The organism is Lacrimispora indolis DSM 755, assembly GCF_000526995.1.
Classification (GTDB): Bacteria; Bacillota; Clostridia; order Lachnospirales; family Lachnospiraceae; genus Lacrimispora; species Lacrimispora indolis.
Genome location: NZ_AZUI01000001.1, coordinates 1,349,477 through 1,368,577 on the forward strand (window position 1 = coordinate 1,349,477; position 19,101 = coordinate 1,368,577).

The 19,101-nt window shown below is 46.7% G+C and carries 17 protein-coding genes; 3 read left to right on the forward strand and 14 right to left on the reverse strand.

Translation table 11 applies throughout. The features are described 5' to 3' along the window. Window positions 1-29: 29 nt before the first annotated feature. The 10 genes from trmL to K401_RS0106495 form a co-directional block, all read right to left on the reverse strand. On the reverse strand, window positions 30-524 hold the full coding sequence (gene trmL / locus K401_RS0106445) for a tRNA (uridine(34)/cytosine(34)/5-carboxymethylaminomethyluridine(34)-2'-O)-methyltransferase TrmL (RefSeq protein WP_024292182.1): 495 nt from the start codon (window positions 522-524) through the stop codon (window positions 30-32). Window positions 525-528: 4 nt separating this feature from the next. Then, window positions 529-1,698 (reverse strand): aminotransferase class I/II-fold pyridoxal phosphate-dependent enzyme, encoded by a 1,170-nt coding sequence (locus tag K401_RS0106450; RefSeq protein WP_024292183.1) that lies wholly within the window; start codon window positions 1,696-1,698, stop codon window positions 529-531. Next, on the reverse strand, window positions 1,695-2,177 hold the full coding sequence (locus K401_RS0106455) for an Lrp/AsnC family transcriptional regulator (protein ID WP_024292184.1): 483 nt from the start codon (window positions 2,175-2,177) through the stop codon (window positions 1,695-1,697). The genes K401_RS0106450 and K401_RS0106455 overlap by 4 nt, the downstream gene beginning before the upstream one ends. A 73-nt stretch (window positions 2,178-2,250) precedes the next feature. Beyond that, a complete protein-coding gene (locus K401_RS0106460; protein WP_024292185.1) occupies window positions 2,251-2,871 on the reverse strand; it encodes an AIR synthase-related protein in 621 nt (206 codons plus the stop codon). Between the two features lie 11 nt (window positions 2,872-2,882). Beyond that, window positions 2,883-4,379: a VanW family protein gene (locus K401_RS0106465; RefSeq protein WP_024292186.1), complete on the reverse strand. Its 1,497-nt coding sequence runs from the start codon at window positions 4,377-4,379 to the stop codon at window positions 2,883-2,885. A gap of 188 nt (window positions 4,380-4,567) precedes the next feature. After that, window positions 4,568-5,275: a 3'-5' exonuclease gene (locus tag K401_RS0106475; protein WP_024292188.1), complete on the reverse strand. Its 708-nt coding sequence runs from the start codon at window positions 5,273-5,275 to the stop codon at window positions 4,568-4,570. 1 nt (window position 5,276) lies between these two features. Next, complete coding sequence (nth, locus tag K401_RS0106480) at window positions 5,277-5,951, reverse strand: endonuclease III (RefSeq protein ID WP_024292189.1); 675 nt, start codon at window positions 5,949-5,951, stop codon at window positions 5,277-5,279. Window positions 5,952-6,007: 56 nt separating this feature from the next. Next, window positions 6,008-7,798, reverse strand: a complete 1,791-nt coding sequence (locus K401_RS0106485) for a B12-binding domain-containing radical SAM protein (RefSeq protein ID WP_024292190.1) — start codon at window positions 7,796-7,798, stop codon at window positions 6,008-6,010. 1 nt (window position 7,799) lies between these two features. Further along, entirely contained in the window at window positions 7,800-8,294 is a 495-nt protein-coding gene (locus K401_RS0106490; RefSeq protein WP_024292191.1) for a deoxycytidylate deaminase, read from the reverse strand. A 124-nt stretch (window positions 8,295-8,418) separates the two neighbouring features. Further along, window positions 8,419-9,480, reverse strand: a complete 1,062-nt coding sequence (locus tag K401_RS0106495) for an L-threonylcarbamoyladenylate synthase (RefSeq protein ID WP_024292192.1) — start codon at window positions 9,478-9,480, stop codon at window positions 8,419-8,421. Between the two features lie 178 nt (window positions 9,481-9,658). Here K401_RS0106495 and asnA point away from each other — a divergent pair, with 178 nt between their 5' ends. Next, entirely contained in the window at window positions 9,659-10,666 is a 1,008-nt protein-coding gene (asnA, locus tag K401_RS0106505; RefSeq protein WP_024292193.1) for an aspartate--ammonia ligase, read from the forward strand. Window positions 10,667-10,756: 90 nt separating this feature from the next. Here asnA and K401_RS0106510 read toward each other — a convergent pair whose 3' ends face one another. After that, the gene (locus K401_RS0106510; RefSeq protein WP_024292194.1) at window positions 10,757-12,028 is read right to left on the reverse strand and encodes a methyl-accepting chemotaxis protein; all 1,272 of its coding nucleotides are present in this window, start codon (window positions 12,026-12,028) and stop codon (window positions 10,757-10,759) included. 171 nt (window positions 12,029-12,199) lie between these two features. Continuing rightward, window positions 12,200-13,195, reverse strand: a complete 996-nt coding sequence (locus K401_RS0106515; RefSeq protein WP_024292195.1) for a LacI family DNA-binding transcriptional regulator — start codon at window positions 13,193-13,195, stop codon at window positions 12,200-12,202. 312 nt (window positions 13,196-13,507) lie between these two features. On the opposite strand from K401_RS0106515, the gene K401_RS0106520 reads away from it, so the two are divergent. Next, window positions 13,508-14,482 (forward strand): dihydrodipicolinate synthase family protein, encoded by a 975-nt coding sequence (locus tag K401_RS0106520; RefSeq protein WP_024292196.1) that lies wholly within the window; start codon window positions 13,508-13,510, stop codon window positions 14,480-14,482. 127 nt (window positions 14,483-14,609) lie between these two features. After that, entirely contained in the window at window positions 14,610-15,878 is a 1,269-nt protein-coding gene (locus K401_RS0106525; RefSeq protein WP_024292197.1) for an Nramp family divalent metal transporter, read from the forward strand. Between the two features lie 297 nt (window positions 15,879-16,175). On the opposite strand, the gene K401_RS0106530 is transcribed toward K401_RS0106525, so the two are convergent. Continuing rightward, on the reverse strand, window positions 16,176-17,240 hold the full coding sequence (locus K401_RS0106530; RefSeq protein ID WP_438830316.1) for a Gfo/Idh/MocA family protein: 1,065 nt from the start codon (window positions 17,238-17,240) through the stop codon (window positions 16,176-16,178). Between the two features lie 42 nt (window positions 17,241-17,282). Then, window positions 17,283-18,479: an ROK family transcriptional regulator gene (locus K401_RS0106535; protein ID WP_024292199.1), complete on the reverse strand. Its 1,197-nt coding sequence runs from the start codon at window positions 18,477-18,479 to the stop codon at window positions 17,283-17,285. Window positions 18,480-19,101 lie beyond the last annotated feature (622 nt).

Sequence of the window (19,101 nt, forward strand, 5' to 3'; positions counted from 1 at the left end):
CAGACAAGAAAAAACTGTATCGGTATTTTTTATTCCTTCCACTGAAGGTGATGAAGTTCACCCGTCATGGTCATGCGTTCAAATCCGTTCTGCCTTAAGGCCTCATACAAAACAACGGAAACAGAATTGGATAAATTTAAGGACCTGATATCTCCCCACATGGGAATCCTGACACAGCGGTCCTGATTTTCCAAAAGGATCTCTTCCGGGATCCCGGCGCTCTCTTTTCCAAACATCAGAAAGCAGTCCGGTTCATATTCCACCTCTGAATACACATGAAGCCCCTTTGTCGTTGCCATATAAATCCTGGCACCTGGATTCCTGTCCAGAAAGTCCTGATAATCGCTGTACACGGTCACATCAAGCTTATCCCAGTAATCCAGCCCGGCACGCTTGATCAGCTTGTCATTGAGCTTAAAGCCCAAAGGTTCAATCAAATGCAGCTTTGTGCCCGTTGCTACGCAGGTCCGTCCGATATTTCCCGTATTGGCTGGCATTTCCGGTTCCAATAATACAATATTCATATCCTTACGCTTTTTCCTCCAGTCTTTTAACAAATCTCTCCATGCGGTTTAATGCCTCCTTGAGATTATCTAAGGAGTATGCATAGGAAATGCGTAAGTATCCTTCTCCGCAGTCTCCAAAAGCAGTACCCGGCACTACCGCCACCTTTTCTTCCCGAAGAAGCCTGGTGGCAAACTCATCAGAGGTCATGCCAAACCGTTTGATGGAGGGGAAGGTATAAAATGCACCATAAGGCTCAAAGCACTCCATACCCATTTCCTGAAACGCATGCATTAAATAACGGCGCCTCTGGTTATAGGATTCCCTCATCATCTGGACATCCTTATCTCCTTCACGCAGGGCCGCTACCGCAGCATACTGGCTGGTGGTCGGCGCGCACATGATGGCAAACTGGTGGATTTTTAACATCTGCTCCAAGATCACCCTGGGAGCGGCAGTATAGCCAAGACGCCAGCCTGTCATTGCGTAGGATTTTGAAAAACCGTTAATGAGCACAGTCCTGTCTCTCATCCCCGGAAATGAAGCAATGGTGGTATGATCACTTCCGTAGGTGAGCTCTGCATAGATCTCATCTGATATTACAAATAAATCCTTCTCTATTACGATTTTAACGATCTCCTCCAGCTCTTCGGCCTTCATAACAGCCCCCGTAGGGTTGTTAGGGAAGGGAAGCACCAGTACCTTGGTCTTTGAAGTGATCTTCTCAAGCAGCTTTTCAGGGGTCAGCTTAAACTGATCCTTTGCTTCCAGATCAATGATGACCGGAACGCCGTTTGCCAGAATGCTGCAGGGAACGTAGGAAACATAGCTGGGCTGCGGGATCAGCACCTCATCCCCCGGGTTTAACATGGCCCGAAGGGCAATATCAATGGCCTCGCTGCCGCCCACTGTTACCATGACTTCATGGTCCGGATCATATGTAACCGCAAAGCGCCGGCTTAAATAGCTGCATATTTCCACTTTCAGTTCTTTTAACCCTGCATTGGAAGTATAAAAGGTGCGGCCCTTTTCCAGGGAATAAATCCCCTCCTCCCGGATGTGCCATGGTGTGTCAAAATCAGGCTCTCCGACGCCCAGAGAAATGGCATCCTTCATTTCACTGACGATATCAAAAAACTTGCGGATCCCGGAAGGCGGAATCTCTACGATTCGATCTGATAATGGATTTCTCACGGCGTAATCAACATCCTTTCATCGGTTGTCACTTCAGCAAGAACAGTTCCATGGTCCTTGTATTTCTTTAAGACAAAATGGGTTGCAGTGCTCAATACTGATTCCATGGGAGAAAGCCTTTCCGATACAAACTGTGCTACCTGCCTCATGGTTTTTCCTTCTATGAAAACCGTAAAATCAAAAGCGCCGGACATGAGATAAACGGCGTTTACCTCACTGTACTGATAAATGCGTTCCGCGATCTTGTCAAAGCCCATGCCTCTCTGGGGAGTCACCTTGACCTCGATCAGCGCCACGACCTTTTCGTCGCTGGTATTATCCCAGTTAATCAGGGTATGGTAACCGCATATGATATGTTCTTTTTCCATTTCAGCGATTTCATTGGCAATGGCGGCCTCACTTTCACCTAAAAGAATCGCCAGATCCTTTAAATCAATCCTGCTGTTTTTTTCGATAATTGCCAATATCTTTTCTCTCATATCCTGCCTCCTGATTTCCTTATTATTGTCCATGCTTTTCGGACATAGAGGTATGCCCGCAGGGCGTTCCTTATTATTGTCCATGCTTTTTGGACATAGAGGTATGCCCGCAGGGCGTTTCCTTTTTATGTGCCAAGACCTTGTAAAGCTCATCCTCTGTGGGGCGGTCAAGATAACCGACACCTTCCCCGTGGTCAATGACCCTTTTGATGCCTCCTGTCACTTTCCCGATCACAGCGGCATGGATCCCCTGCTCTTTTAAAGCCTGTACCAGATCCCCTCCGTTATCCGCCGAAAAAAGCAGACAGCCTGTTGAGAAAAGGCGGTACGGATTTAGATCGTACCGCTCACAAATCTCAATGGTTTCCTGTTTCACGGGAATCCTGTGGAAAGAAAACCGGATTCCTGTCATGTAAGCACCGGACAAATCCCAAAGAGCCTTTAAGATTCCGCCCTCACCTGCAGGTTCACATTCCGCCGCACCAAATTTTTTCCACTTTTCCAGGTCACCATCCGGCACAATGTTCCCGTTTTCCAAAATACCGTCCACATAATCTCTGGAAAACCATTGATACAATTCTTCTTTTTTATTTTTTACGGTTTCTACCGTTCCCCAAAGACCGGCATATCCTGCAACAACAAGATCCTGCCCTGGTCTTAAGGTTCCGGCGTTTTCCCTTTCAATCCATCTCATATCTTACCTGCCTACACTCCCGGTCCTGCCTCAGGTGAAACCTCACCCGGCATCTGGACCGTTCCCGGCCCCGGATTCCCAGTCTCTGCCGGAGCTGTTTCAGGGGGCATTACCACCGGCGGTGTTTCTGCCGGAACCCCGGGAGTCTCTGACGGCACGGCTACTGCCGGCGCGGCAGGACCGACTTTAATAATGGCTTTTGATGGGTTATAGGTATCCGTGTGAAGGAGCTCTCTGCTCTGTTCCACGCCATCCACATAAACGATCTTCCACAGCCTGGACTTCATTCCCTTGTGCGCGGACTGAACCTGCTTTCTGCTTCCCGGCGGCATGGCGGGATCCACCACTTCCTTGGGTGCACCCGGATCTGTTACGCTTAAGGTCTCGGAAACAAACTCAAAGGTCCGGTTTGCAGGCCTGGTCTCTTTTCCATAGATGGTAAAGGTAAGAGTTTTCCCGTTAGTATAGCCCTCAACGTAAATGGGCGTGCTGTAATTGTTGGTAAATTTAATATCCTTATACGTACCTGCAATGGCTGCATCCTCAGAGGGCTTTACATATCCTACCACCATGGAGTGGTTCTGCCTCTGTGCAACTTCCAGCTCTGCCCTGAGTACGGCATTATAAAGAGTGGTGGCGATCTGGCAAACGCCTCCGCCTATGCTGTCCACCACCTGGCCGTTCTCATAAGCTGATGCCGTGGCATAACCATTTTCCAGGGTAAAGGGATGCATGCATTCGTAGCCTGACAAGGTTTCCCCGGGCATCAGCACGCGGCCGTTGATCTTACCGGCTCCCACCTGCAGATTTTTGGATCTGGAAGCGCCGCTGGTGGAAAAGCTGGTGGAAAAGGTTCCAAGCACATCATTTATGGTGGATAAATCTTCCGTGGCGATTGCAGGCTTCACCTCTGTAACCACTGCAGTAGCCGTTACCGGCTCCTTAAGCCCATTGGCAAGGGCCGCATCCAAAGCCTGCTTGGTAGCCGCCACATCCACGGTTTTTCCAATGGCTGAAGGCGTCACAATAAATGCCCCTTTGTCACGGACAATGGTAGCGTTCTTTGGTTCAATCATGGCCTGTGCACATTTTTCCGCAACAAAAGCTCCCACCCTTCCGTCGTCAAGGGCCGTTTCCAGAGGAATGATCACATGGTTCTGCTCAATATCCTTTTTATTCAAATACCGTTTGATTAAGTTGCCTCCCTGCCAGGATGAAGCGGCCTGGTTTACAGCCTCGGGATTGCTCCAGTGAAAACCCAGCTCTCTTGCCACGGTTTCTACCGGCTGTCCGTCAACAATCAACGTTATTTTCTGATTTTCCATCTCATTTACCAGCTCCTGGATCTTTTGGCTGGCTTCTTCTTCTGTCATACCTCCCAGATTGTATTCTCCCACATATATCCCGTCCGGCAGGGTATCAGCCATGACATGGGTGGGAGAGAGAAATCCAATTCCCGCCGCTAATATAATTGCAGCCAGGCTCATGGACAAAGTTTTCTTTTTCATATTCATTCCTCATGCTCTGCTGCTGTGCCTGTATGCTGCCAATAAACCTCCTGGGCCGCTTACATAAACTGAAGCATCATCGGAAGCACCATGGCAACAATCAGCAAAATGACTACTAGGATCAAAACTACTGATAAAAATTTTCTGTTGTTTTTATTGTTAAAGTTAATCATACGGTATCACCTCTCTTATATTCTTCCATACTGTGCTATGATTTTATCCGTAATTCTTGATATTTCATTTCTGGACAAATGTTCCGTTTGCACAGATAAAACTATTTTATGATATTTTAATAAATCCTGCAAGTGTTCTTTTTGCCTTTTTGAGGCCGGTTGTTCCTTTTTTGCCTTATAAATCAAAGCCTGAGAGCCAAAAGCTTCCGGCGATTCCTCTCCGTACCGTTTTGCCATTTCCTGATAAAGCCCATGGGCTGCTTTTGCATCTGCAAGAGCCCGGTGACATAAAGTCTGGGCGATCCCAAAATATTCGCAGGCCGCCGCCAAATTCTTTTTCTCATCAGGGGGCATAAATTTTCTGGCAAGCTTAAGGGTGTCGATTCCCTGGCGCTCAAAGCTGCGACCTTCATTGATGGCGGCACGCTTTAAAAAACTGTAATCAAAAATTACATGATGTCCAAGGATGGGTAAGCCTTCTGCGAATTTCAGAAACCCGCCGAGCACCTCTCCGATCCCCGGAGAAGCCTCCAGCTGGCGGTCGTTGATGCCGGTAAGCATGATCACCCGGATATCCAGCTTTCTGTAAGGATTCACAAAGGTCTCGTAGCTTTCCCTTATCTGTCCATCCACCACCTTCACTGCTCCGATTTCAATGATCTTATCCTGCTTAGGATCAAGGCCGGTGGTTTCCAAATCTACGGCAATATAGGATGATACCAAATTAAGCCTCCTTTTTCTGTGACTGCGCCCCAGCGCTGGGACAGAGGGTTTGCAAAAAGCACTGGCAGCACTTAGGATTTCTTGCTACACATATGGATCTGCCAAGAGTAATAATCTGGATATTCCACAAAATCCAGTGTTCCCTTGGAAGTACCTTCATCAGCTCATACTCAATTTTCTCCGGATCTTCTTCTTTTGCAAAGCCCAGCTTTCTGGAAATCCGCTTTACATGGGTATCCACCACAATGCTGGGTTCGTTGTACACATTTCCCAGGATCACATTGGCGGTTTTCCGGCCCACTCCTGCAAGGGAGGTCAGTTCCTCCATTGTACGCGGAACCTCGCCTCCGAATTTTTCCACCAGATCCTGGCAGCAGGATATGATGTTTTTTGCTTTCATATGATAAAAACCAAGAGAATGGATATCCTTCTCCAATTCCTTTAAATCCGCCTGGGCAAATTTCATTGGAGAATCGTATTTCCGGAACAAGTCCGGTGTCACCATGTTCACCCTGGCATCGGTGCACTGGGCGCTTAAAATAACCGCTATCAAGAGCTGCCATGGATTTTCATGGTTTAAATAACATATATAATCCGTTCCATATTCCCGGTCAAGGGCCTCAAGCACCTTTAATACCCGGGCCTGCCGCTCTGCTTTTGTCTCTCTCTTTGCCATTAAATTCCTCCTGATGAATCAAAGGGATATGCCCACCCATCCGGTTGATTCACAAACTAACGGCTGAAAGACGTTTCTCTTTCAGCCTTTCTCCATACTCCAAGCTCATAAGCCGCCGCATTATGGGACAGGGCATCCCGCCTTTTGTAATCAAAAAGGACTGCTCTTCCATCCCGGAATACCTCTACATGAGCCATCTTTATAAGCTGTCTTGCCTCATAGCCTTCATATCCTTCCTTTAAATACCGGTATCCAGCCGCCTCTGCCTCAAAAAACGCCCTCACCTGGTCCTTAAAAGGCTCCTGGTCCGCCGCAAAAGGAGGCCTGCTTTTTAAATTCTCCCTCAGGTAAAGATCATATACCAAAAGATCCCGGTACAGGGAACGTTTTTCCGGTACCAGACTGGAAATGAACCCTTCCAATATCTCATACCTGGCCATCCGGCTGTGGCTGATTCCTGACAGCTCCTGTTTATCATAATATTCGGCTAATGCCTCAAACATATCAAAAGGTGTTTTAAACTCTTTTTGAAGTTCATTTAAGGTCGTCCGGAATTGTCCGCTGTTTCCGTAAACCTCCAGCATTTCTTCCAAACCCTTCAGCTTTAAAATCCCTCCGTAATCCAGCCATCTGGTAGACAGCACCTCATAGGGCGGCAGACCTTTAAACTTAACCCCGTATTCCCCCGCCTTTTCCCACATGTAAGAGCCTTTTAATACCTTTAAGAATCCAAGCTGAAGCTGCTCCGGCTTCATCTCATAAACCTGGTTAAAGGAATTCCGGAAGCTTTGGTAATCCTCCCAGGGAAGTCCTGCGATTAAGTCCAGGTGCTGATGGATGTTTCCGAAACTGTTGATTTTTCCGACCGTTTCCTTTAAGCGGTTTAAATCCATGGTTCTGCGGATCTCCTTAATGGTATCCGGATTGGTGCTCTGAACTCCAACCTCAAGCTGGATCAGCCCCTTCCTCATACGGGACATGAGCTCCAGCTCCTCCTCATTTAAAAGATCTGCGGAAATCTCAAAATGAAAATTGGTTACCCCATTGTCATGCTCAATGATATGACGCCAGATCGCCAAGGTATGCTTTCTGCTGCAATTAAAGGTCCTGTCCACAAATTTCACCTGAGGGACCCTTTTATCAAGAAACACATCCAGCTCCTTCAGCACCAGCTGCGTATCCCGCAGCCGCACGGACTTATCCAGAGAAGAAAGGCAGTAGCTGCAGGAAAAGGGACAGCCGCGGCTGCTTTCATAATAAATAATGCGGTTCTCAAACCCTCTTAAATCTTTGTAAAGAAAGGGGATGGAACTCATGTCAACTGCTGCCTTTTTGGGTTTTTCCACCACAGTTCCTGCCTCATTCCTTACAGCAGTGCCATCTATGTTTTTAAAGGAACAGCTTTCGTCGCTTTTATGAGCATCCCTGCCCTGTTTTATATAGCACCGCACCACCTCCGAAAAGGTTTCCTCCCCTTCCCCCATCATGATCCCATAAACCTGGGGTTCCCGGCAAAGGAGTTCAGAAGCATCATAAGACACCTCGGGACCTCCCAGCCAGATCTCCACATGAGGGAGAACCTTCGGAAGGTCCCGGACCAGCTCTAATACATAGGAAATATTCCAGATGTAACAGGAGAATCCCACGGCATCCGGCTTCCTTAAGAAAATATCCTTTAAGATCTCATCGGGCTGATTGTTAATGGTATATTCCTGAGTCTCAATCTGAAACCTTCCATCCTCCAGTTCCGGCTCCCTTACATAGGCCTCTGCAAAAGCCTTTAAGCTGTAAATGGCGGGATTGGAATGGATGTACTTGGCGTTAAGCGCCACCAATAGAAATTTCATGTCAAACCTCGATCTCTATCTTTCTTCCTGTGGTCTGATACTGATAGTACCGGACCCCTGCCGCATTGAGCATCCGCTTGGATGCATTGACTGCCGGAGTTCCCTCGTACTTGTCCGAACCATACACAATAGTTTTAATTCCGGCCTGTATAATGGCCTTGGCACACTCATTGCAGGGGAACAGGGTCACATAAAGCTTGCTGCCTTCCAGGCTTCCTCCCCTGTAATTCAGAATAGCATTTAATTCACTGTGAGTGGAATAGAAATATTTGGCATTATAAGGATCGTCCTTCTCATTTTCCCTGTCCCATGGGAACTCATCATCGGAGCAGCCCATGGGAAAACCGTTGTAGCCCATGGACAAAATCTTGTTATCCTGGCTCACAATACAGGCTCCCACCTGGGTGCTGGGGTCCTTGGAACGCTTTGAGGAAAGAGCCGCTACTCCCATAAAATATTCATCCCATGTAATATAATCTTCTCTTTTTCCCGACATTTGTTTTCCTCCTTCTTGCTCACGCCTTTTGGGCATAAAGGTATACCCGCAGGGTGTTTCCTCCTTCTTTCCCATGCTTCTTGGGCATAACGGTATGCCCGCAAGGCGCTCTTCTCTTATGATTTTAAACCTTTAAAATATGATATCCGGCCGCTTTTGTAAGCCGGTTCATAATGGCCTGTCCTAAGTGATCCCTGGAAAAGCTTTCGGAAAAAATAACGTCAGCTTCCAGATCATCAAATTCCCGCAGCACTCCGTATAAGTTATGGGCTATGGTCTCTTCCCTGGCCCGCATTCCCATGCTCCGGATCATTCCCTCATGATACTTTTCCTTTGTTTCCTCCGTACAGATGATCCCCACCCGGAATCCCTGGGCCAGCTTTTCTTCTGCCAGGCGGTTTATGGTCCCGGCAACAGACTCTGCATCCCCCTCCACCAGGGTCAGCTCAGCCTTAGGCGCATAATGCTTATATTTCATGCCGGGGGCTTTTGGCCTCACATCCGCCTTCATTGGACCGGAGATAATGGCAGGATCAAGAGGGACCTCTTTCCCTAGAACAGCAGAAACCATTTCCTGGGTGATGGCTCCCGGTCTTAAGATTACAGGCTCAGCCCCTGATACATCAATGATCGTGGATTCCACGCCGATTCCCACTGCCCCTCCGTCTACGATCATATCGATCTTTCCATTCATATCCTGCCACACATGGTCTGCCGTAGTAGGACTGGGACGCCCGGAGGTGTTGGCACTGGGCGCGGCTACAGGCACCCCTGCCAAACGAATGAGGGCCCTTGCCACCGGATCCGCAGGCATGCGCACTGCCACCGTGTCAAGGCCTCCGGTCGTTCCGTAAGGGACTAAACCGCTTTTAGGAAAAATCAGGGTCAAAGGCCCCGGCCAAAAGGCTTCCATCAGCTTTTTTCCTGTCTCCGGGATTTCCAGAACCAGAGGAGGCAGATCATCAAAATCTCCTATATGAGCGATCAGAGGGTTGTCCGAAGGCCTTCCCTTTGCTGCATAAATTTTTCCTGCCGCTGCTTCATTTAAGGCATTTGCCCCCAGCCCGTACACGGTTTCCGTGGGAAAGGCCACCAGGCCGCCTGCTTTTAAAATTTCCGCAGGCTTTTTTAATAGTTCTTCCTTTGGATTTTCTTTATCTTCTATAATAATTCGTTCCGTTGTCATATCACTCTGCTCTTTTCTTTTCACTTCCATTTATCATATCACAGGGCCAGTCTCCATGCAACTTTTTTGCCGGCAGCCAAAAGCTTTCCCCTTGTTCCCCAATATAAAACAATGGTTGCACGTTTTTCATATTAGTGATACCATAATAAAAACATTTTATTTGGGAGGAAAATACCACATGGAACTCATCATACCGGAAAACTATGACCCCAGGCTCTCTGTCCGGGAGACCCAGGAGGCCATTAAATACATTAGAGATACATTTCAAAAAGAGCTTGGAAAGGAAATGAATCTGGAACGTATCTCAGCTCCCTTATTTGTTGAGCGCAGCAGCGGATTAAACGATAATTTAAACGGAGTGGAGCGCCCGGTGCAGTTTGACATCGCAGGCATTCCGGGGGAAACGGTTGAGGTCGTCCATTCCCTTGCCAAATGGAAGCGCATGGCACTTCATGAATACGGCTTTCTGCCAGGAGAAGGCCTTTATACCAACATGAACGCTATCCGGAGAGACGAAGAATTAGACAACCTCCACTCCTGCTACGTGGATCAGTGGGACTGGGAAAAAGTCATCACCAAGGAAGAGAGGAAGGTGGAAACCTTAAAGGAAACCGTCCGCACCATTTTCAAGATCATCAAGCACATGCAGCATGAAGTCTGGTACAAATATCCCCAGGCAGTGAAACACCTTCCAAAGGATATCACCTTTATCACCTCCCAGGAACTGGAAGACCGGTATCCGGACAAGACTCCAAAGGAACGGGAAAACTTGATCACAAAGGAGCACGGCTGTGTTTTTCTCATGAAGATCGGGGACAAGCTGGAAAGCGGAGAGCCTCATGACGGAAGAGCCCCGGACTACGATGACTGGCAGTTAAACGGGGACATCCTGTTCTGGTTTGAGAATTTAAACTGCGCCCTGGAAATCTCCAGCATGGGCATCCGGGTGGATGAAGAATCCCTGGCAAAGCAGTTGGAGAAGGCAGGCTGCCAGGAGCGGAGAAACCTTCCTTACCACAGAATGCTTTTAAACGGAGAACTGCCCTACACCATCGGAGGCGGCATAGGACAATCCCGGCTCTGCATGCTCCTTCTGGACAGAGCCCATGTGGGAGAAGTTCAGGCCAGCACCTGGCCGGAGGAAATGCGGGAGGAATGCAAGAAGCATAACATCATTCTTCTGTAGGCTCAAGGGCCTTTTCATGAGATTGAAAGGATAAACGTAAAAGGGTGCTGTCCAATAGCGATTCATCGCTATTGGACAGCACCCTTCTCTTTAGCAAGGCGTTTTCAGTTTGAAGGTCTGCACCATATCCTTCAGCGCCTCTGCCTGCTTGTACAGCTGAGCCGTTGCGGCGGTACTTTCCTCGGACGCTGCCGAATTTGCCTGCACCACGTCGGATACCTGGCTGATTTCGTCGTTGATCCGTGTTATTCCGGAAGCTTGTTCTGACGATGCTCCGGCGATCTTTTCTGCCAAACCGGCAACCTGCTCTATCCCTCCCACTATTTTGCTGAAAGCATCTGCAGTGGTCTTTGCAATTGTCATTCCATGCTCTGCTTTCTGTATGGAGCTTTCAATCATGTCTGCAGTTTCCTTTGCAGCTTCTGCTGAACGGGCCGCCAGGCTCCGCACCTCATCCGCCACAACCGCAAAGCCCTTTCCGTACTGGCCTGCCCTTGCAGCCTCTACGGAGGCATTTAATGACAGTAAATTTGTCTGGAAAGCAATGTCCTCAATCGCCTTTATTACCTTTGATATATTTGACGAGGACAGGTTGATTTCATCCATGGCTTTCAGCATTTCATCCATGTGTCTGTTGCCGTCCACGGCCCCGTGCCTGACATCATTTGCACATGTCCTGGCCATTGCCGCATGATCCGCGCTTAAGCTGATCTGGTTTTTTACCTCCGTCACAGCTGCCGCCAGTTCCTGAAGAGAACCTGCCTGACGGCTTGCTCCTTCCGAAAGGCGTACGCTTGCTTCCGATATCTGTCCGGCCCCGCTGAGAACCTGCCCCGATGTATCACATATTTGAGACAGAATGTGGTTGTTTTTCTCTACAATGCTTTTTAACGCAATGCCCAGGACATCCTTTTCCGAATTTACCTTCACGTGGACAGTCATATCCCCGCCGGCTATTGCTTCAGCTGTCTGAGCCTGGTTTCTGGTGTTTTCCACCATCTCCTTAAAAGATTTCATCAATTCTCCCACTTCATCCTTTGTGAGAACCCGGACGTTTGCACTGGCATCTCCCACAGACATCTGACGCGCAATATTGTTGAGTATTTTAAGAGGACGCACAATGCTTCCGTTTAAGATCCTGCATATTATGAAACTTGCGACAACAGATACGACGGTCAGAACCACCACTGCAGCTGAAAAAAGTGCAACAATCCCTGATGAAACACTGCCTGCAAAATACAATCTGTAAATGGTGAAAAGACTTATGAAAGAAATTAAAACCGTTATAATGTTTACTATTCCGAATCCTATTGCCAGCCTTTTGCTAAGGACAATTGAATTCTGTTTTTCCCGTTTTCCCATTTGTACTACACCCCTTGTTTTTGTTTTTATATTCATAGTGTGTATATCGGCAGCTTTTAGCATAATTTTAGTAAAATAAAGATTTTCTTCATTTATAAAGGATAGGCGACCGTAAAAATACTATGACACACTGGACACATAAGGGGCAGGGAAAAATTTAGATTAACTATATTAACTGCTTTCCCGTTCTACCAGCGAAGACGTAAACACAAGGTGCTGGGGAGATGAGGTTTGGTCTGCGGGAGATTCAATATCATGAATTGTCATAAGAGCCGCCCTTTCTCCCATTTTACGTGCCGGCATTTCCATGGATGTCATGGTTGTTTCCAGCATTGCACCAATAACATGGCCGGTAAGGCTGATCAAACGGATCTGGCCGGGGACCTTGATACCTCGTTCCTTTAAGGCGCGCATGGCCCCAATGCCCTGAACATCCACAGCGGCCATAATAGCATCAAGCTCAGGATTTTGTTCCAGCAGATCAAGGGCACACTGGTAGCCGTATTCCAGACTGTTGACGGGAGAAGTGGAGATGGCACTGGTTTCAGCCAATCCCAGTTCCGTCAAAGCGCGTTTGTAACCATTATACCGCCCCTGATAAGGAGCGAGCTTCATGGTGCCGTTGATCAGGCCGATCTCCCGGCAGCCTTTTGCTGCCAAATATTTTGTGGCCTCATAACCACAGTTTTCATAATTGACAATGACGCTGTTAATCGTACTGTCTTGCTGCCGTACGATCTGAGTAATTGTCAGACCACTGGAACGGATATCACGAAGCAGGCGGCCGTTGTGGCCTGTTCCGGCAATGATAATACCATCGACAAAACCATTGCGCAGCCGGGTTAAACATTCCTGTTCTATTTTCGGATCATCCTCTGTGTTACAGATGAGCGTGGCATATCTTAATCGTCTGGCTTCTTCTTCAATCCCCTGCATAATTTCAGCAAAGACTGTCATATGCAGACGGGGAACAACAACTCCTATGGTATGCCTTTTTCCCTGCCGCAGGCTTTGGGCGATGACATTGGGCTGATAGCCTAGTTCCTTTACTGCCGCAAATATGCGGGCTTTTGTATCAGGATGTACATATGAGGTATTGTTAATTGCCCGTGATACGGTACTGACATCGACGCAGGCAATACGAGCAACATCTTTTAAAGTTGCCATCTTTCACACTCCTTATTTTATTATATACAAACGTTAGTACAAAAGAATTATATCCAACATTCCAATGGAATACAAGATATAAAGTAAACAAAAACACCAAAAACCCAAGTTATTCTCTCTATACTTTAATGAATAAATGCAAAATATTGCATATGATATGCAAATTATTGCAGCCTTTTCATGTGATATTGACGTAAATACTAGGGCATGATATAACATAATCGTAAGATATGCAAACGTTTGTATGAAATCAAAAGCATAAGCGCAGTGCTTGGAAAAGAAAAAGGCAAAAATTATAAGGAGAATCATATTATGGCAAAAGTAAAACATTTTAAGACAATCTTTCCGGCAGTATCGGTTCCATTAAAGGATGACTACTCTATTAATGAAAAAGAATTCCGCGCTTATCTTCGCTGGATCAAAAGCTTTTATGACAAAGGCATTCAGGGCCTGGTATGCAATGGCCATACCGGAGAGATTACCGGCCTTTCCCGCGCGGAACGGAAACGTGTAGTTGAAATCTGCAGCGAAGAATGCGGCGATATCATGACCATCATCTCAGGTATTAACTGCGAGAACACAATTGAATCAATTGAAATGGCAAAAGAAGCAAAAGAAGCCGGTGCAGACGGAATTCTGCTGATGCCACCTCATATGTGGCTGCGTTTCGGCATGAGCGATGATGCTCCGTTCCAGTACATAAAAGATGTTGCGGAAGGAGCTGATATCGATATAATCATCCATCTCTATCCGGCAACCAGCAAGGCAAATTATCCGGTACAGACTCTGATCAAAATGTGCAAAGAGATTGACCATGTAAAGTGCATCAAGATGGGGACCCGTGTTACTTCTATCTATGAACATGATGTACGCTTACTGCGTCAGGAGTGCCCGGATATTTCTCTGATCACCTGCCATGATGAGACTCTGTGTGTCAGCTGGTTCCCGGGAATGGATGGCGCTCTGATCGGATTCGCAGGGTGCGTACCCGAGCTGATTTGTCCGGCATGGGAAGTATTCAAGGATCCGGAAAGCCACACTTTAAAAGAAGCACAGGCGTGGTCAGACCGTATTTACCACATCTCCCAGGCTATTTACGGCGGCGGCCAGCCATCCGGTGAGGCTCATGCACGGTTAAAAGAAGCATTGGTTCAGAGAAAGGTATTCACTTCAGCCTTAATGCGTAAGCCAGTACTTCCGCTGGGCCAGGAAGAAAAAGACTGGGTTGCACTGGGACTTAAACACAGCCAGCTGCCGGCCATTGATATGAGCAAATTTGAGAAATAGTCATATTTTAAGGGCAAATCGGCTTTCTGTCTGCAGCAGCAAGCCGATAGCCATGTATCTGTATTCATTTCGGGGAAGTTGAGAAGGGAGGGTGGTATGGTTCTCCTAAAAACCATGCTGACAAACTATGAATCATTTAAATATTGCTAACGCGGAGGCAGAAACTTTTGATCCTTCAACGGTTAAGAAACTGACATTTGGGGAATTGATAAAGAAAGTTGGACCAGGGATTATTCTGACCGGTATTGTAATTGGACCAGGGGCGATTACAACTGCATCGATGATTGGTGCCCAATACGGCTACAGCCTTTTGTGGCTTTATATCCTGATAGCTTTTATGGGTTCAACTTATGTTTTGGTTACATACAGACTTTCTATGCTGACAGGTATGCCAACGATTCATGCTATAAGAAAGTATTATGGAAAAGGGGCGGCAGCCTTTACAGGCTTTGCATTATTTTTGACTTGCTGCTTCTTTACGATAGGTAATATCTCGGGAACCGGCGCAGGTATGCAGCTGGTGTTTGGCATCGACTGGAAACTAGGCGCAATGATCATGATTTGCGTACTCATATACTGCTATTTTTCTAAAGGGGTTTACTCTAAGATTGAAAAAGGTGTTGGTATCTGTGTATTGGGTATGATTGTTGCTTTTTATATTACCCTGGTCGGCACCGGCGGTCCCAGCGTGAGCGCAATGGCAAAGGGTCTTTCGGCCTGGAGGTTTCCGGAAGGAAGTATGGCCACTGCATTGGGATTTTTAAGCACCCATGCAGCTCTTACTACCGGAATTTATGGCACCTATCTTGGTAGTGAAAAGAAATGGAAGAAGGAAGACTTGTTTAACGGAACCTTATTGGCAGATTCCATCGCTCATGTTATCTGTGTAATACTGATCAGCGGAGCTGTCATGCTGGTTGCGGCGATTGTACTGAATCCCACTAAAACTATAGTAAAATCACCTGCGGAGCTTGCTGAAATGCTGGTTCCTGTTATGGGAAGTGTTGCCAGACCGATCATGGGAATCGCACTTCTAGGTGCAGGTTTTTCCTCTCTGCTTGGTAATACCCAAAGAGGTGTGGTACTTTTAAATGCCGGTTTTGATAAGCCCACCTCATTAGAGGATAAAAGCATTAAAATCGGAGCCTTTGTTGTTTTGGCCGTTTCAGCGGTAATCTGTTTTATGTTTGGAGGCTCTCCGGTTCAGTTAATATATATTGCAAACCTGGCAACCGCTATTGCCACACCGGTATCAGGCGCTTTTATTGTATTAATGATCTGGAGAAAAGATACAACGGCCGGATATAAAGCTCCCACTGCTTTAAGAATCTGCATGACGATTTGCTACATCGTATGCTTATTTCTAACATTTTCCTCCTTGCAAAAATTGTTCTGATATAAATCATGCCAGAAACGTAAAGCCGGCCGTGTGTCGGCTTTTTCTTTCAATAAAAGGGTTAAAACAGTGATGACAGATTAAGCGGAAGGAAATACAGGAAGGCAATGAAAGGGACTGTTGCATGAGGGGATGGAATGATCCCCTCAGCAGTTATCCCTTTTTTAATCCTTGTTTTCTTCAATTCTTTAATGCAGTAAGAAACACGGCTTTTCCTGCAGCCTGTATCATCGTTGTCATTCGGATATTCACAATCCCTTCGCTATTCGCTCATAACCTCCAAGCTCTTTGTGCACCTCATACCCTTTGAATATTCAAATCCTTATAATACACATCCTCAAATGGCAAATAAACACGCCTCCTCTCCAGAGAAGACAAATAGATCCCTTTAACCATTTCCAGGGTCTTCCTGCCCTCCAGTCCGCCGACAGCCACAGGCTTATCATACAGAATGGATTCATAGAAGTCCCTGATCTGAAGGTGGTGGCTGCTCCCCCAGTAATCCGGCCCAACATTTGTGGTTTCATATGTATTCCGGATTTCCGTATAGCATCCATCAGCTTCATAAAACCCCATGTCCTGTATCAGGCCGCAGCGCCCCGTCTCTCCCTGGAATTCTATGGTAATAGGCGCATCAAAAGCATAGGAATTGCAGGCGTAAAGATTATAAATGCAGCCGTTCTTAAACCGGATGGCTGCCTCTGCGGTATCCTCCACATCCACCATTTCATGGCAGTGGTTGTGTACACTTCCCTCGATCCAGTCAATGTCGCTGCCAAGCATATACCGCACCCGGTCCATGCTGTGAATGGCCTGGTCGATCAGGACGCCGCCGCCTTCTTTATCCCAGGTCCCTTTCCAGCCGCTTCCCTCATAATAAGAGCCGGGACGGTCCCATGTAAGATAAGACCTGGCAGATAAAATCTTCCCAAAATAGCCCTCACCAATAAGCTGCTTTAACTTTTCTACACTTTTCGTATACCTGGTCTGAAAAATAACTCCCAGCTTTTTCCCTGTCAGCCTCTCCGCATCCATCATCTGATCCGCATCCAAAAGAGAAATTGCGATGGGCTTTTCTGTCAGCACATGTACTCCTGCCTCCATAGCCTTTATGGCCATGACAGGGTGAAGATAATGGGGAAGGCATAAATGGATCACGTCAATGCGGTATTGCATCGCGGTTTCCAGATCCGTACAGTAATGGCAATTGAATTTTTCCCCAAAGGCCTTTGCCTTGTCTTTATCAATGTCTATGGCACATACTAATTCCACATAATCCGACAGTCTGCGAAAAGCGTCCTCATAGCAGGCAGAGATCCTTCCGCAGCCCATAATTGCAGCTCTTAACTTTTCCACTGGCATACCTCCGTTTTATAAGAAAACACAATAGCCGGAAAACTTGACTCAGCCGATAAAAAAGCTTCCGGCCATATCCTGAGTAAAATTATAATGGATATCTAAAAAATACTTCATGGCGCCATTATACAGAGCGCTGGAATCTAAAAGGCTGTACCTGACGCTGACAGAGCTTACCATGCGGCGGAACCCCATGGTACGCAGGCACTCCTGGATCTCCTGGAGGAATAAGGGTCCAAGGTCTTTTCCCTTTCCTCCGATGATGACCAGCTTTGGATGTACCATACAAATCAAGTTGCACAAAGCCATGGAAAACTCATCGGCAATATCCCGTACCACCTTACAGGAGACCACATCTCCATACACGCTGGCCTGCCCAAGGTTTCCATAAGTAACGGCGGATGATTTTCTGAAAGCCGGGCTGCCCCCTGCTTTGGAAATACGGCCCTTTAAGGAAGCCTCTCCTATCATCAGCTCCAGGCAGCCCCTGTTTCCGCAGGAGCAAAGCTCTCCCTCGGGGTCAATGGAATAATGACCGAACTGGGTATAGGAAGCACTGGCACGGCCCAGCATCTCATTTCGGATAAAAAGGGTGGCGCCGATCCCTTTCCCGAAGTTGATAAAAGCGAAATCCTTTTCTGTTATCTGGGTGTAGACCTTTTCTGCGTAGGCAAAACAGGCCGTATCATTTAACAGGGCAACAGGAAAATCAGAGAATGCCCGCTGGATCTGGCCCACAAAGTCTTTCTCCGGAAGATTTAAGGTTGTGGCAAATATCTCCCGCCTGTCAGGATCAATCATGGCGGGTACCACCACACAGATTCCCAGAAACTGCTCCTTGCCGATCTGCTGCAGCACAGTCTGATGAATATATTCCTGACACATTGGAATGTAGTCATCAGGGGAGGGCACATCCATCTGTTCATAAAAGGATGTAGATCCGGTGATATCCACCAGGGCCGCGTTCAGTCTCTTTTCCTCCAGAAAAAAAACGGCCACATAATACTGTTCCGCCCGAAGCAGCAGACTGTTGGGCTTTCGTCCCACATTCGTACTTCCGCTGGCACCGGAATCGTATACAAATTTACGGGCAATCAATTCATCTACCAGAGAGGAAACTGCAGTCTTGCTTAAACGGGAATCCTTTGCAAGCTGCGCCCTTGAGATCCCTGGCTCCCGGTATATGGAATTGTATAATTGCTTCATATTTGTATTCTTAATTAACTGCTGGTTTACAAGTTTCATAATATCCTGCCTGTCCTTTGCTTGTTATGATAAAATACTGATTCAGCTGCCGCTCATATTTCCCGGCCTGTCCGGAAAAGGGGCACATAAAGCTCCGGAATACCGCACCTTAAGTAGTTTTTTCATCCAGGATCATTTTCAGGCCCCAAAGAAAAACACAGATACTTCACTCCAGCGCTTCTCGTGATCTGATGAAGACGAAGCTTTCCCCCACCTCCTCATGGCTTATTTAGTAAAGCGGTATTATTAAATAATGTTATCATAAAAAATGATCAGTTGCAATAATCCTCGTAAAAATACAATAAAACGCCCTATTATTTGAAAAATTCAAAATAATTCTCTCAAAAACTTACTTTTTATCTTTGTAGTTGTAAGAGCTCCCATAGAACCAGTGACAATAAATTGTAAATCCACATGATTAATAGCTATAATATATGCATAATATATAAAATTAATAACTATATATCGTCTCAAATATCGTAAATTACATTAAATTCATGTGAGATCCAAAAGTATATTGACATATATGTCACTTAATGCTATTGTAAAACCAACAAATAAATGAGATTTGCTCAAATTAAAAGCCGAAATTTTGCAGTTTAACCGGAAAGGCTTTTAATTT